Origin of the sequence: Streptomyces sp. NPDC088766, assembly GCF_044750845.1 — a bacterium.
Taxonomy (GTDB): domain Bacteria; phylum Actinomycetota; class Actinomycetes; order Streptomycetales; family Streptomycetaceae; genus Streptomyces.
In genome coordinates this window covers 327019-342072 of sequence record NZ_JBIVKQ010000005.1, presented here as the reverse complement: position 1 = coordinate 342072, position 15054 = coordinate 327019, and the positions used below count along the sequence as shown (strand labels likewise).

At 69.5% G+C, this 15054-nt stretch carries 12 protein-coding genes and 2 tRNA genes; 11 read left to right on the top strand and 3 right to left on the bottom strand.

Annotated features, from left to right (window positions below):
- Nucleotides 1-88: 88 nt before the first annotated feature.
- Complete coding sequence (locus ACIP5W_RS10490; protein ID WP_401469741.1) at nt 89-1243, bottom strand: acyltransferase family protein; 1155 nt, start codon at nt 1241-1243, stop codon at nt 89-91.
- Nucleotides 1244-1663: 420 nt separating this feature from the next.
- Between ACIP5W_RS10490 and ACIP5W_RS10485 the strand changes: the two genes are divergently transcribed.
- The gene (locus tag ACIP5W_RS10485; RefSeq protein WP_363088264.1) at nt 1664-1858 is read left to right on the top strand and encodes a hypothetical protein; all 195 of its coding nucleotides are present in this window, start codon (nt 1664-1666) and stop codon (nt 1856-1858) included.
- A 159-nt stretch (nt 1859-2017) separates the two neighbouring features.
- Here the strand turns inward: ACIP5W_RS10485 and ACIP5W_RS10480 are convergent.
- Nucleotides 2018-2088, bottom strand: a tRNA-Gly gene (locus ACIP5W_RS10480).
- A gap of 164 nt (nt 2089-2252) precedes the next feature.
- On the opposite strand from ACIP5W_RS10480, the gene ACIP5W_RS10475 reads away from it, so the two are divergent.
- From ACIP5W_RS10475 to clpX, 5 genes are all read left to right on the top strand, one after another.
- A tRNA-Pro gene (locus ACIP5W_RS10475) sits at nt 2253-2329 on the top strand.
- Between the two features lie 208 nt (nt 2330-2537).
- The gene (gene tig, locus ACIP5W_RS10470; protein ID WP_401469737.1) at nt 2538-3935 is read left to right on the top strand and encodes a trigger factor; all 1398 of its coding nucleotides are present in this window, start codon (nt 2538-2540) and stop codon (nt 3933-3935) included.
- 351 nt (nt 3936-4286) lie between these two features.
- A complete protein-coding gene (locus tag ACIP5W_RS10465) occupies nt 4287-4895 on the top strand; it encodes an ATP-dependent Clp protease proteolytic subunit (protein ID WP_257850214.1) in 609 nt (202 codons plus the stop codon).
- Nucleotides 4896-5009: 114 nt separating this feature from the next.
- Nucleotides 5010-5690, top strand: a complete 681-nt coding sequence (locus ACIP5W_RS10460; RefSeq protein ID WP_401469734.1) for an ATP-dependent Clp protease proteolytic subunit — start codon at nt 5010-5012, stop codon at nt 5688-5690.
- A gap of 184 nt (nt 5691-5874) precedes the next feature.
- Nucleotides 5875-7164 carry an ATP-dependent Clp protease ATP-binding subunit ClpX gene (clpX, locus tag ACIP5W_RS10455; RefSeq protein WP_401469731.1) on the top strand — a complete coding sequence of 430 codons (1290 nt, stop codon included), beginning with the start codon at nt 5875-5877 and terminating at the stop codon, nt 7162-7164.
- An 80-nt stretch (nt 7165-7244) separates the two neighbouring features.
- Here clpX and ACIP5W_RS10450 read toward each other — a convergent pair whose 3' ends face one another.
- Entirely contained in the window at nt 7245-8243 is a 999-nt protein-coding gene (locus ACIP5W_RS10450) for a hypothetical protein (protein ID WP_401469729.1), read from the bottom strand.
- A gap of 136 nt (nt 8244-8379) precedes the next feature.
- On the opposite strand from ACIP5W_RS10450, the gene ACIP5W_RS10445 reads away from it, so the two are divergent.
- From ACIP5W_RS10445 to ACIP5W_RS10425, 5 genes are all read left to right on the top strand, one after another.
- A complete protein-coding gene (locus ACIP5W_RS10445) occupies nt 8380-11037 on the top strand; it encodes a valine--tRNA ligase (RefSeq protein WP_401469726.1) in 2658 nt (885 codons plus the stop codon).
- Between the two features lie 105 nt (nt 11038-11142).
- The gene (locus ACIP5W_RS10440) at nt 11143-12666 is read left to right on the top strand and encodes a bifunctional folylpolyglutamate synthase/dihydrofolate synthase (RefSeq protein WP_401469723.1); all 1524 of its coding nucleotides are present in this window, start codon (nt 11143-11145) and stop codon (nt 12664-12666) included.
- Between the two features lie 11 nt (nt 12667-12677).
- Nucleotides 12678-13043 carry a DUF4233 domain-containing protein gene (locus ACIP5W_RS10435; RefSeq protein ID WP_401469720.1) on the top strand — a complete coding sequence of 122 codons (366 nt, stop codon included), beginning with the start codon at nt 12678-12680 and terminating at the stop codon, nt 13041-13043.
- Between the two features lie 64 nt (nt 13044-13107).
- Complete coding sequence (gene ndk / locus ACIP5W_RS10430) at nt 13108-13521, top strand: nucleoside-diphosphate kinase (protein ID WP_252554622.1); 414 nt, start codon at nt 13108-13110, stop codon at nt 13519-13521.
- A 429-nt stretch (nt 13522-13950) separates the two neighbouring features.
- Nucleotides 13951-14970 (top strand): rod shape-determining protein, encoded by a 1020-nt coding sequence (locus tag ACIP5W_RS10425; protein ID WP_356559757.1) that lies wholly within the window; start codon nt 13951-13953, stop codon nt 14968-14970.
- The last annotated feature ends 84 nt before the right edge of the window (nt 14971-15054 follow it).

The window sequence follows — 15054 nt, the reverse complement described above, 5'->3', positions numbered from 1 at the left end:
TCGGGGCGACCCTCCGCCTTGCGATCGCACGCACCGGACGCCGCCGGGCCTGCCCTTCGGGCAGACGACGCCACTTTCGAAACACGCCCTAGGCGTCGACCCTCTCGCGCTCCCGCGCCGGCTGCCGCGCCGGGACGCGGGCCTGCTCGGGAGCGGCGGCGTCCCGCTTGAACGCCCAGTCCATCTTGGGCTCCGTCACACCCCGGAACGCCCACCGGACGGGCTTGGTGCACAGCAGGGTGACGGCGGCGGCGACGGCCACGGTGACGGCGATCTCACCGAGCGGCCGGTGCAGCCAGTCGGGCTCGAACAGGCCGAGGTAGTCCGCGCCCCTGATCAGGAAGCCGTGCAGCAGATAGCCGCAGAGCGTGCCCGCGCCGAGCGTCGTGAACCACGTCGTGCGCCCCGGCACCCAGGAGAAGAAGCAGGCGGTCAGCAGCAGCGAGCAGCCGAACAGCGCGAGCTGCATGACGGGCCCCACCCACCACGGCACGCCCAGCTCCTGGGCGGAGGCGCGGTGGTAGAGCCACCCGGTGTCCATCCGCGGCACCGCCCACCAGGAGAAGACCAGGGCGAAGGCGGACACCGGCACGGCCGCGATCCGCACCGGCCGGCTGCGCACCGTCCGGAAGTGCTCGGGCCGCAGGCACAGGCCCAGCACGAAGTAGGGCAGGAACTGCAGGACGCGCTGGAGGTCGAGGTCGTCGCCGATGCCCGGTGCGGCGGACGCCAGCAGGGCGATGCCCAGGGCCACCGGCAGCGGATGGCGGATCGTCTTCCAGATCGGCGTGGTCAGCCGCCATATGAACAGCGCGCACAGGAACCACGTCAGGTAGTACGGGTCGAGGAGGGAGACGGGCGTCTCGGTGTCGTGGTCCACGACCCGCTTGAACAGCGGATAGGCGGTCTCGAAGACGACGTACGGCACGACGACACCGGTCACCAGGCGCTTCAGCCGGGCCGGACTGCCGTCGAAACTCCGCGAGAAGTAGCCGGAGACGATGATGAACGCCGGCATGTGGAACGTGTACACGAACTGGTAGGCGGCTTGAAGTACCCGGCTGTCGCCCTTCAGCGGCTCCCAGGAGTGGCCGATGGCGACCAGCACGATCGCCAGGTACTTGGCGTTGTCGAAGAACGCGTCACGCTGCTTCGACCGTCCGTCCGGGGACGATCGGTGCTGATCTTTCTCGTTCGGTGTTGAGCTGGGACTCGGCACGAGAGACGAAGCGGCGTGGAACATCTGAGGCACCCTAGCGTTGTCCGTGGCGGTCCGTAAAACCTTCCTCGTCATCGCGATCTCATTCCTCACGATTTCCAACTGGTTCCAACCGGCCATCTACTTGGGCGCCTTGTATGTCACGATTCATGCCGACTAAAAGGTGCACAACGGGCGGCTGTGGGGTGTCGCCGAAGATCGTGTGCCCGCAATTCGAATTACCTGCGGGCCAGTTGTGAATTCGTCTGCGGAGTGCGTCCGTGAATTGCCTTACGGCAGGCTCTTGCGGGCGGTGCGAAGTGATCGGGCGTGCACGGTTGTGACCGAGGATGCGTCAGCGGCCGCATAGGAAGGCCCTGTTGGTGGCACGATGGTCTCTGGCGGGGTGCGCGGGTCGCGTCCCCGGGCCGGGAGTGCGGACCGACCGAGGGTGTGTGATCAGTTGTGGCCATTTCACTGTCAGTGGTGCTGCTGTTGGCGATCGTCCTGGTCGTCCTGATCAGAGGCGGGTCGATCAAGGCGGGCCCCGCCGTCGTCGCGATCCTCTTCGGCTTCTTCCTCGCCTCGACGGGCATGGCGCCGTCGATCAACCGCTTCCTCGACTCCCTCGCCGAAACGATCAACTCGATCAGCTTCTAGGGAACCGGCGGCTTCCGGAAGGGACCGGCGGCCTCCGGGCGGGATCAGCGGCTTCCGCGCCGTTCCCGCGCGAGGGGCGGTGGCGGGAGGTCCGGTCCGGCCCGCGAAAACACCGGGGCCGGACGGAAGGTGACTTCCGACCGGCCCCGGGCCGTACAGAGCGGGCGACGGGAATCGAACCCGCGTAGCTAGTTTGGAAGACTAGGGCTCTACCATTGAGCTACGCCCGCACACGTGGGCCGCAGGTCGACCGACCGCGGCGCCTCAGGCATCCTAGCGGGTCGGCGCCCCTCGTCGCACACCCTCTTCGCGCGCCGCGCCCGGGGCCCGCCGGACCCTCGCGAATGCGGCGGCCGGGCGGGCTGCGGGCATGTAGCCTACGTGTCGCACCAGACGGGGTGTGGCGCAGCTTGGTAGCGCGTCCGCTTTGGGAGCGGAAGGCCGTGGGTTCAAATCCCGCCACCCCGACCATCTGCGTCATGCGCGCGCCGTCCCGCGCGATCGTGCCGGCGCCGCACCGGGGGATCGTCTTTTGGGCGGCCCCAGCTGCTGCGGCTACTATGCAGACTGCGCGCCCGTGTGTCCCGGCCCACCGGCCTCGAAATCTCCCGGGCGCCGAGTCGCCGGACCTGTCAGGTTCCGGCGAAACCCGAGAAGTCAGCCACAAGGAGACCGAACCGTGAAGAGCGCCGTGGAGACCCTGAACCCGACTCGGGTTCGGCTCACTGTCGAGGTGCCCTTCGAGGAGCTCAAGGACAGCCTCGACGCGGCGTACAAGAAGATCAACCAGCAGGTCACGGTGAAGGGCTTCCGCAAGGGCAAGATCCCCGCCCGGATCATCGACCAGCGGTTCGGCCGCGGGGCCGTGCTGGAGGAGGCCGTCAACGACGCGCTTCCGAAGTTCTACACGGAGGCGGTCAACGGGGCCGAGCTGGACGTCCTCGGTCAGCCGGAGGTCGACATCACGGAGCTGAAGGACGGCGAGACGCTGAACTTCACCGCCGAGGTCGACATCCGCCCCGCCCTCGAGCTGCCGGAGGACTTCTCCTCCATCGAGGTCGAGGTCGACGCCGTCGAGGTCAGCGACGAGGACGTCGAGAAGTCCGTCGAGCAGCTCCGTGAGCGCTTCGCCTCGACCTCCCCGGTCGAGCGCGCCGCCGAGGACGGCGACGTCGTCACGGTCGACCTCGAGGCCAAGGTCGACGGCGAGGTCCTGGAGGACGGCGTCGCCGACGGCGTCTCCTACACGATCGGCTCGGGCGAACTGCTCGAGGGCATCGACGACGCCGTGAAGGGCCTGGAGGCCGGTGGCGAGGCCACCTTCACCTCCGAGCTGAAGGGCGGCTCCGCGGCCGGCAAGGAGGCCGAGGTCACCGTCAGGGTCACCCAGGTCGCCGCCCGCGAACTGCCCGAGCTGGACGACGAGTTCGCGCAGCTCGCCTCCGAGTTCGACACGCTCGAGGAGCTGCGGGCGGACAGCCGCAAGCGCCTCGCGAACATGAAGCAGTACGACCAGGCCACCCAGGCCCAGGAGCGCGTCCTGGAGAAGCTCCTGGAGCTCGTCGAGGTGCCCGTCCCCGAGAAGCTGCTCGAGGACGAGATCAACACCCGCAAGCACAACCTGGAGCACCACCAGCTCGGCCAGATGGGTCTGACCCTCGACAAGTACCTGGAGCTCCAGGGCAAGACCGCCGAGGAGTTCGAGACCGAGACCCGCGAGGCCGCGGTCAAGGGCATCAAGACCCAGTTCGTCCTCGACGAGCTGGTCAAGCGCGAGAAGCTGAACGTGAACCAGGAGGAGCTGACCGAGCACCTCATGCGCCGCGCCGCCTCCTCCGGCATGTCCCCCGACCAGTTCGCGCAGGCGGTCGTCGAGGGCGGTCAGGTTCCGCTCCTCGTCGGCGAGGTCGCCCGCGGCAAGGCCCTGGCCGTGGTCGTCGAGTCCGCCACGGTGAAGGACACCAACGGCGAGATCATCGACCTGGACGACGAGGACGAGGCCGACGAGGCCGCCGAGGGCACCACGGAGTCCGCCGAGGCCACCGGCGAGTCCGCCGAGGACAAGCCCGAGGCCTGAGCCTCGCGCCGCCTCCGACGCGTGTGCGACGGGCCCCGGGACACTTCGTCCCGGGGCCCGTCCGTCTGCCCGAGGGGGTGCGGGGCCCCGCCGGGGTGCGGCTCAGCCGTACGGGCGACCGGCGGCGCGCGGCCCGCACCCGTCCACGATCCGCGCGCGACCCCGCTCCCCACCGCCGACGGCCCGGCTACGCCCCCGGCGAACACTCACCTCTCCGGGATTCTCCGAAGGGACCCGCGCGTTAGGGTCCATGAATACGAGGGCAGGGGAGTCCCCGTTGCCCCCGGCAGTACACGTGAGACGGCCCGGACGCCGTCGACAAGACGAGCAGGTGGATACGTGACGAATCTGATGCCCTCCGCCGCCGGCGAGCCTTCCATCGGTGGTGGCCTCGGCGACCAGGTCTACAACCGGCTGCTCGGCGAGCGGATCATCTTCCTCGGCCAGCCGGTCGACGACGACATCGCCAACAAGATCACCGCACAGCTGCTGCTCCTTGCCGCCGACCCGGACAAGGACATCTTCCTCTACATCAACAGCCCCGGCGGCTCGATCACGGCCGGCATGGCGATCTACGACACCATGCAGTTCATCAAGAACGACGTGGTGACCATCGCGATGGGCCTCGCGGCCTCGATGGGCCAGTTCCTGCTCAGCGCCGGTACGCCCGGCAAGCGCTTCGCGCTGCCGAACGCCGAGATCCTGATCCACCAGCCCTCCGCCGGCCTGGCGGGCTCGGCCTCGGACATCAAGATCCACGCCGAGCGGCTGCTGCACACCAAGAGGCGCATGGCCGAGCTCACGTCCCAGCACACGGGCCAGACCATCGAGCAGATCACCCGGGACTCGGACCGCGACCGCTGGTTCGACGCCTTCGAGGCCAAGGAGTACGGCCTCATCGACGACGTCATCCCCACGGCCGCCGGCATGCCGGGCGGTGGCGGTACCGGGGCGGCCTAGTACGGGCGTGCCACGGCCCTGGGGCCTCCGCCGGACTCCGGCGGCCCCCGAGGCCGTCAGCGCCCCTCCCAGCCCCCTCCACCCACCGCCCCAGCCCCCTTTCCAGGAGACACCGTGAACGACTTCCCCGGCAGCGGCCTCTACGCCCGCACCGAGGCCGAATACACCGGCCCCCGCGCCGAGTCCCGCTACGTCATCCCGCGCTTCGTCGAGCGCACCTCCCAGGGCATCCGCGAGTACGACCCGTACGCGAAGCTCTTCGAGGAGCGGGTGATCTTCCTCGGCGTGCAGATCGACGACGCCTCCGCCAACGACGTCATGGCGCAGCTGCTGTGCCTGGAGTCGATGGACCCCGACCGGGACATCTCGATCTACATCAACAGCCCCGGCGGCTCCTTCACGGCGCTGACCGCGATCTACGACACGATGCAGTTCGTGAAGCCGGACATCCAGACGGTCTGCATGGGCCAGGCGGCCTCCGCCGCCGCGATCCTGCTGGCCGCCGGCACGCCCGGCAAGCGCATGGCGCTGCCGAACGCCCGCGTGCTGATCCACCAGCCGTACAGCGAGACCGGCCGCGGTCAGGTCTCCGACCTGGAGATCGCCGCGAACGAGATCCTGCGGATGCGTGCGCAGCTGGAGGACCTGCTGGCCAAGCACTCCACCACGCCGATCGAGAAGATCCGCGAGGACATCGAGCGCGACAAGATCCTCACGGCCGAGGACGCCCTGGCGTACGGCCTGATCGACCAGATCATCTCGACCCGCAAGATGAACAACGCCGACCTGCGCTGACGCGGGCGGAGGAGTATCGTCTGCCGCCCCTTGGCATGGTGTGGCACGGTCCACGTGGAAGTGAACCGTGCCAAGGGGGGCCCGAACGTGGGGCCCGGCAAGGTACCGTCGACATAAGGCAGCACCAGGAGACGCTGGACTCGAAAGACGTCCAGTCGTTTCCCAGGCGAAGGGGAAGCACACCGTGGCACGCATCGGTGACGGCGGCGATCTGCTCAAGTGCTCGTTCTGCGGCAAGAGCCAGAAGCAGGTCAAGAAGCTCATCGCAGGGCCCGGTGTGTACATCTGCGACGAGTGCATCGATCTCTGCAACGAGATCATCGAGGAAGAGCTCGCGGAGACGAGCGAGGTCCGCTGGGAGGAACTCCCGAAGCCGCGCGAGATCTACGAGTTCCTCGAGGGCTACGTGGTGGGCCAGGAGCCGGCCAAGAAGGCCCTGTCGGTCGCGGTGTACAACCACTACAAGCGCGTCCAGGCCGGTGAGCACGGCGGCGGCCAGGGCCGCGAGGACGCCATCGAGCTGGCGAAGTCCAACATCCTCCTGCTGGGCCCCACGGGCTCCGGCAAGACCCTCCTCGCGCAGACCCTGGCGCGCATGCTGAACGTGCCGTTCGCGATCGCCGACGCCACGGCGCTCACCGAGGCCGGGTACGTGGGCGAGGACGTCGAGAACATCCTGCTCAAGCTGATCCAGGCCGCGGACTACGACGTCAAGAAGGCCGAGACCGGGATCATCTACATCGATGAGATCGACAAGGTCGCACGCAAGAGCGAGAACCCCTCGATCACCCGCGACGTCTCGGGCGAGGGCGTCCAGCAGGCCCTGCTGAAGATCCTCGAGGGCACCACGGCCTCGGTCCCGCCGCAGGGCGGCCGCAAGCACCCGCACCAGGAGTTCATCCAGATCGACACGACGAACGTCCTGTTCATCGTGGGCGGTGCCTTCTCGGGCCTGGAGAAGATCATCGAGTCCCGGGCCGGCGCCAAGGGCATCGGCTTCGGCGCGACGATCCGCTCGAAGCGGGAGCTGGAGGCCAAGGACCAGTTCGAGGACGTCATGCCCGAGGACCTGGTCAAGTTCGGCATGATCCCCGAGTTCATCGGCCGACTCCCCGTGATCACCTCGGTCCACAACCTGGACCGCGAGGCCCTGCTCCAGATCCTCGTCGAGCCGCGCAACGCGCTGGTGAAGCAGTACCAGCGCCTCTTCGAACTCGACGGTGTGGAGCTGGACTTCGAGCGTGAGGCGCTGGAGGCCATCGCCGACCAGGCCATCCTGCGCCAGACCGGCGCGCGCGGCCTGCGCGCCATCATGGAGGAGGTCCTCCAGGCGGTCATGTACGAGGTCCCGTCCCGCAAGGACGTGGCCCGCGTGGTCATCACCGCGGACGTCGTCCTCTCCAACGTCAACCCGACCCTGATCCCGCGGGACGCCCGCGGCGGCCGGGGGCCGGGGGAGCAGAAGACGGCGTAGCGAGGGACGGACGAGACGTACGAAGGGCCCCGGTCGAGCGACCGGGGCCCTTTCGTCGTCTTCGTCGTGCGGCGGGTGCGTCAGGCCTTGACGCGGATCTGCCCGCGCAGCTTCGTGGTGAGGTCGACCGCGGTGTCCTTGCCGACGCCCGTACCGGTGTTGTCGCCCGGCGAGACCATGGCGACCGTGCTGTAGTCGGCCCAGGCGCAGAACCAGTCGGTCGACTCCTTCTTGGTGAGCGCGTTGGTGCTCTTCGTCGACTGGCACTTGGCGACCGCGCCGTCGATCTCGACCTCCTCCGGCTCGCCGACCAGCTCCGCGTTCTGCATGGCGCCGGTGTCACTGGTGGAGCTGTCCTCGACCTGCTTCTGGATGGAGGCGAAGAACTTGTCCAGGGTCGCCTGCGGGTCGGCGATCTCCCCGTAACCGCCCACCATCGTCATGCCCTTGGCGGTCAGCAGCTCGGACTGGCTGGGCAGCGTGGAGGGGTCCTGGGGGTCGTAGTCGCTGAAGTCGGCGGTCGACCACTGCCCGAGGACCGCCGTGCCACCCTTGACGCCGCTCTTCTCCATGTCCTTCGCGTTGTCGGAGTCGCTGACCTGATTGCCCTTGCCGACCCGCTTGTACTCGTCGAGCACCGTCGCCGGCGTCGTCAGCTTGTGGGCGCCGTCGTCCTCCAGGCCGGCCGAGCCCGAGTTGCCGCCCAGGACGAGGGCCGCGCCCACGCCTACGACCGCGAGGAGCGCGACCGCGCCGATGATGAGCCCCGTCTTCTTCTTGCCGCCGCCCGGGGCGGGCGGCTGGGGGACGCCGTAGGGGGCCTGGCCGTACGGAGGCTGGCCGTAGGGGGGCTGCTGGCCGTAGGGCGTGGTGGGCGGCTGCTGGCCGTACGGGCCGGGCTGCTGGGGCGGCTGGCCGTACGGCGGTGCCTGGGGCGGGGTGGCCTGCGGGGGCTGCTGGGGGTACCCGTAGCCGGGCTGGGGGGCCTGCGGCGGCTGGCCGTACGGGCCCGGCTGGCCGTACGGGCCGGGCTGCTGAGGCTGCTGCCCGCCGTACGGGCCCGGCTGGTTGTAGCTCATGACGGGGTTCCCCTCCAGGTGCTTATGCGATTTTCACATCCTGGCTCAATCCCGGTGCGGTCACGGCGGCGGGGCCCCCACCGTTACAGAACAAAGGCGTTTCGGGACGGCGCGGTGACACCCCTAAACTGGCCCCGTGACCGAGAACGCTCAGCAGCAGCCCCCAGCGCCCACGACCGAACTGCCGACCCAGTACGCGCCGGCCGACGTAGAGGCGCCGCTGTACGAGCGCTGGGTCGAGCGGGGCTACTTCGAGGCCGACGCCAAGAGCGACAAGCCGCCGTTCACCGTCGTCATCCCGCCGCCGAACGTCACGGGCAGCCTGCACCTCGGCCACGCCTTCGAGCACACCCTCATCGACGCCCTGACCCGCCGCAAGCGCATGCAGGGCTTCGAGACGCTGTGGCAGCCCGGCATGGACCACGCCGGCATCGCGACCCAGAACGTCGTCGAGCGCGAGCTGGGCAAGGAGGGCAAGTCGCGGCACGACCTGGGCCGCGAGGCCTTCGTCGAGCGCGTCTGGCAGTGGAAGGGCGAGTCCGGCGGGCAGATCAGCGGCCAGATGCGGCGCCTCGGCGACGGTGTCGCGTGGTCGCGTGAGCGGTTCACCATGGACGAGGGCCTCTCCCAGGCCGTCCAGACCATCTTCAAGCGGCTCTTCGACGACGAGCTGATCTACCGCGCCGAGCGCATCATCAACTGGTGCCCGCGCTGCCTCACCGCCATCTCGGACATCGAGGTCGAGTACCAGGACGACGACGGCGAACTCGTCTCCATGAAGTACGGCGAGGGCGACGACACCATCGTCGTCGCGACCACCCGCGCCGAGACGATGCTCGGTGACACGGCCGTCGCCGTCCACCCCGGGGACGAGCGGTACAAGCACCTGGTCGGCAAGCTGATCAGGCTGCCGCTGACCGACCGCTCCATCCCCGTCGTCGCCGACGAGCACGTCGACCCCGAGTTCGGCACGGGCGCCGTCAAGGTCACCCCGGCCCACGACCCGAACGACTTCGAGATCGGCCAGCGCCACGGCCTGCCCTCCCTCACGGTCATGGACGAGCACGCCGTCATCACGGCCCACGGCCCCTTCCAGGGCCTGGACCGCCTCGAGGCCCGCTCCGCCATCGTCGCCGCGCTGCGCGCCGAGGGCCGGATCGTCGCCGAGAAGCGGCCGTACGTCCACAGCGTCGGTCACTGCTCGCGCTGCAAGACCACCATCGAGCCCCGCCTGTCGATGCAGTGGTGGGTCAAGGTCGGACCGCTGGCGAAGGCCGCCGGCGACGCCGTCCGCGACGGCCGCGTCAAGATCCACCCGCAGGAGATGGAGAAGCGGTACTTCGACTGGGTCGACAACCTCCACGACTGGTGCATCTCGCGGCAGTTGTGGTGGGGCCACCGCATCCCCGTCTGGTACGGGCCCGACGGCGAGGTCGTCTGCGTCGGCCCGGACGAGCAGCCGCCGGGCACCGAGGTGGAGGGCTGGAAGCAGGACACCGACGTCCTCGACACCTGGTTCTCCTCCGGCCTGTGGCCGTTCTCCACCCTCGGCTGGCCCGAACAGACCGAGTCGCTCGCGAAGTTCTACCCGAACTCCGTCCTGGTCACCGGCTACGACATCCTCTTCTTCTGGGTCGCCCGGATGATGATGTTCGGCCTGTACGCGATGGACGGCACCCCGCCGTTCCACACCATCGCCCTGCACGGCATGGTCCGCGACCAGTTCGGCAAGAAGATGTCCAAGTCCTTCGGCAACGCGGTCAACCCGCTGGACTGGATGGACAAGTACGGCTCCGACGCGCTGCGCTTCACCCTCGCCCGCGGCGCCAACCCGGGCGTCGACGTGCCCATCGGCGAGGACTGGGTCCAGGGCTCCCGCAACTTCGCCAACAAGATCTGGAACGCCACCCGCTTCGCGCTGATGAACGGCGCGACGGTCGAGGGCCCGCTGCCGGACGCCGCGAGGATGTCGGCGGCCGACCGCTGGATCCTGTCCCGCCTCAACTCGGTGGTCCGCGAAGTCGACGCGTTCTACGACGACTTCCAGTTCGCCAAGCTCTCCGACGCCCTCTTCCACTTCGCGTGGGACGAGGTCTTCGACTGGTACGTCGAGCTGTCCAAGACGACGTTCCAGGCGGGCGGCGAACCGGCCGAGGTCAGCAAGCGCGTCCTCGGCGAGGTCCTCGACGTCACCCTGAAGCTGCTGCACCCGGTCGTCCCGTTCGTCACGGAGACCCTCTGGACGACGCTGACCGGCGGCGAGTCCGTCGTCGTCGCCGACTGGCCGAAGGCCGTGTCCGTTCCCGGCGCCGACGCGCCGGGCGGCTTCCGCGACGCCGACGCCGAACGCGAGATCGAGACCCTCCAGTCCGTCATCACCGAGGTCCGCCGCTTCCGCGCCGACCAGGGCCTCCAGCCCGGCCAGCGGGTCCCGGCCCGCCTGGAGCTGGGCGGCACCGCGCTCGCCCCGCACGAGGCGGCCATCCGCCAGCTGCTGCGGCTCCAGCCCGAGGGCGAGGACTTCTCGGCGACGGCGACCCTGCCGGTCTCGGGCGCCACGGTCGCCCTCGACTTGTCCGGCACGATCGACGTGGCCGCGGAGCGCAAGCGGCTGGCGAAGGACCTGGCCGCCGCCGAGAAGGAGAAGGCCCAGGCCCAGGGCAAGCTCGGCAACGAGGCGTTCCTCGCCAAGGCGCCCGACAAGGTCGTGGACGGGATCCGCGCCCGGCTGGCGAAGGCGGACGAGGACATCGCCCGCATCCGCACCCAGCTGGACCGGCTGCCGCAGGCGTAGCCGCGCCCGCACCCCCGTGTCCCGTATGTGGGCGAAGGCCCCCGGAACGTACAGCTCCGGGGGCCTTCGCCCACCTTCGTCGGTGGGCGTCCGTAGACTGGCCCCGTGAGCGAGCTCCCCCCCAACGGCCAAGACGACGACCAGCCCGATGCCCTCGACTCCTTCGAGGAGATCATCGCGGCCGAGACCGACCGCGACCCGGACCTCGCGGTGATCGAGGCCGGCAGCCGCACCCTGCGCACCCTGGGCGGTCCGCCCGAGTCCGACGTGCCCGCCCGGCCCGCGGACCCCGAGGTCGACAAGGCCCTGCGCGAGGTCGAGGCGGAGCTGGCCACCCGCTGGGGCGAGACCAAGCTGGAGCCGTCCGTCGCCAGGATCGCCGCCCTGATGGACGTCCTGGGCGAACCGCAGCGGGCGTACCCCTCGATCCACATCACGGGGACGAACGGCAAGACCTCCACCGCCCGCATGATCGAGGCCCTCCTCGGCGCCTTCGACCTGCGCACCGGGCGGTACACCTCGCCGCACGTGCAGTCGATCACCGAGCGCGTCAGCCTCGACGGCGCCCCCGTCTCCGCCGAGCGGTTCATCGAGACCTACCACGACATCAAGCCGTACGTGGAGATGGTCGACGCGGCCCAGGAGTACCGGCTGTCCTTCTTCGAGGTGCTCACCGGCATGGCGTACGCCGCCTTCGCCGACGCCCCCGTGGACGTGGCCGTCGTGGAAGTGGGCATGGGTGGTTCCTGGGACGCCACCAACGTGATCGACGGCGACGTCGCCGTCGTCACCCCCATCGACCTCGACCACACCGACCGGCTCGGCGGGACGCCCGCCGAGATCGCCGCGGAGAAGAGCGGGATCATCAAGCAGGGCGCGACCGTGATCCTCGCCCAGCAGCCCGTCGACGCCGCCCAGGTCCTGCTGAAGAAGGCCGTCGAGGTGGACGCCACGGTGGCCCGCGAGGGCCTGGAGTTCGGGGTCGTCGCCCGGCAGGTCGCCGTCGGCGGGCAGCTGCTCACCCTGCGCGGCGTCGGCGGCGAGTACCCCGACGTGTACCTCCCGCTGCACGGCCCCTACCAGGCGCACAACGCGGCCGTGGCCCTCGCCGCCGTCGAGGCGTTCTTCGGCGTGGGCGCCCAGCGGCCCGAGCCGCTGGACATCGACACCGTGCGCAAGGCCTTCGCGGCCGTGTCGGCGCCGGGCCGCCTGGAGGTCGTCCGGCGGTCCCCGACCGTCGTGCTCGACGCCGCCCACAACCCGGCCGGCGCCCGCGCCACCGCCGAGGCGGTCGGCGAGGCCTTCGACTTCAGCCGGCTGATCGGCGTGGTCGGGGCCAGCGGCGACAAGAACGTGCGAGGGCTGCTCGAGGCCTTCGAGCCGATCTTCGCCGAGGTCGTCGTCACCCGGAACACCAGCCACCGCGCCATGGACGCGGACGAACTGGCCGCGATCGCCGTCGAGGTGTTCGGCGAGGAGCGCGTCCAGGTCGAGCCGCGGCTGCCCGACGCCCTGGAGGCGGCGATCACGCTCGCCGAGGAGGAGGGCGAGTTCGCCGGCGGCGGCGTCCTGGTCACCGGTTCCGTCATCACCGTCGGGGAAGCCCGGCTGCTCCTGGGGAAGGGCTGAGGTCCCACACCATGCGTACGCTCTGTTCCTCCACCCTGATCGGCGAGTTCTTCATCATCGGCTTCGCCGGTCTGGTCGCCATGAAGGACGCCGACCTCACCACGTCCACGGTGTGGACGGTGTGCGGCATCGCCATGTTCCTCTGCGTGCTGCTGTGCGGCGTGGTCACCCGGCCCGGGGGAGTCGCCCTCGGCTGGGCGCTCCAGGTAGCCCTCGTCCTCAGCGGCTTCGTCGTGCCGATGATGTTCATCCTCGGCGTGCTCTTCGGGGCCCTGTGGTGGGCGTCCGTGCACTACGGCCGCAAGATCGACGAGGCGAAGGCGCGCTTCGCCGCGCAGGCCGCCGGCTCCTCCTCGGACACCGCTGACGCTGTGTGACAAGGGCTCGGACACGCCCTGTAATCTCGTCCCACCGCACACCGGCAGCAGAAGGAGTCATCCCGTGAGCCAGCGCACCCTCGTCCTGCTCAAGCCCGACGCCGTCCGTCGTGGCCTGACCGGCGAGATCATCAGCCGTATCGAGCGCAAGGCCGGCTGGCAGATCACCGCGCTGGAACTGCGCACCCTGGACCAGGACACCCTGGAGCAGCACTACGGCGAGCACAAGGGCAAGCCCTTCTACGAGCCGCTGGTGCAGTTCATGGCCTCCGGCCCGGTCGTCGCCCTGATCGTCGAGGGCGAGCGGGTCATCGAGGGCGTGCGCGCCCTGGCCGGTCCGACCGATCCGATCGCCGCCGCGCCCGGCTCCATCCGGGGCGACTTCGGCGTGATCGTCCGCGAGAACCTGATCCACGCCTCCGACTCCGAGGAGTCCGCCGAGCGCGAGGTGAAGATCTTCTTCCCCGGGCGCGCCTGAGCCGGGAGCGGCCGGGCGAACCGAGCCGGCCGGGCGAACCGGGCCGGGCCGGGCGAACCGGGCCGGGCGGGTCCGCGCCGGCCGGGTGGGTCCGAGCCGCCCGACGGCGCTCCCGGCCCCGCCGGTCGCGGAGGTTTCGGAAATTTTTCTGAGAGTCCGTCACCTCTCCCCGTCACCTGACCAGGGACGGCCGTACGATTTCGGCCGTCCCTCGGCATATGCGTGCCGATCGGGGGAACGCGTGCCCCCGATGGCCCGTCTCCACAAGCGGGGCGCCGCGGCATCTGCTGACAATGGCGAAGACCCTCGCGCAGTGTTCGTGCAGGCGCGTCTACGATGTAAGCCTTCACGTCACAGCACCCACCTCGCCGACCTGAAAAGCCCTCACGAGCTCATGGGAAGGCCAGTCGAATCCTGATGGGGAACTCAATGTCGTTCATCGGCCGTGACATGGCTGTCGACCTCGGGACCGCCAACACGCTGGTGTACGTCAGGGGTCGCGGGATCGTACTCAACGAGCCGTCCGTCGTCGCGATCAACACCAACACCGGTGGCATCCTCGCGGTCGGCTCCGAAGCGAAGAAGATGATCGGGCGGACCCCTGGCAACATCGTCGCCGTGCGTCCGCTGAAGGACGGTGTCATCGCCGACTTCGAGATCACCGAGCGGATGCTCCGCTACTTCATCCTGAAGATCCACAAGCGGCGGTATCTGGCCAGGCCGCGGGTCGTCGTCTGTGTGCCCTCGGGCATCACGGGCGTCGAGCGCCGCGCCGTCATCGAGGCGTCGACCCAGGCCGGCGCCCGGCAGGTGCACATCATCGAGGAGCCCATGGCCGCGGCCATCGGTTCCGGCCTGCCGGTCCACGAGGCCACGGGCAACATGGTGGTGGACATCGGCGGCGGCACCACGGAGGTCGCGGTCATCTCGCTCGGCGGCATCGTCACCGCCCAGTCCATCCGCGTCGCGGGCGACGAACTGGACAACGCGATCATCCAGCACATCAAGAAGGAGTACAGCCTCCTTCTCGGTGAGCGGACGGCCGAGCAGATCAAGATCACGATCGGTTCGGCGTACGACCTCGACTCCGACGAGCACACCGAAATCCGCGGCCGGGACCTCGTCTCCGGGCTGCCCAAGACCGTCGTCATCTCGGCCGCCGAAGTGCGCAAGGCGATCGAGGAACCCGTCAACGCGATCGTCGACGCCGTGAAGACCACCCTCGACAAGTGTCCGCCGGAGCTGTCCGGCGACATCATGGACCGCGGAATCGTTCTGACCGGCGGCGGAGCCCTGCTGCGCGGCCTGGACGAGCGGCTGCGCCGGGAGACCGGCATGCCCATCCACATCGCCGAGGACCCGCTGGACAGTGTGGCGCTCGGATCCGGCAAGTGCGTCGAGGAGTTCGAGGCGCTCCAGCAGGTTCTGGACGCGGCACCGCGCAGATGACGTAACGCTTCGATTCCGCCGTACGGGATGATCGCCTCTCGTGCGGCGGATCGTCGATATCGAGGCATAAGATCGCCAAGAGCC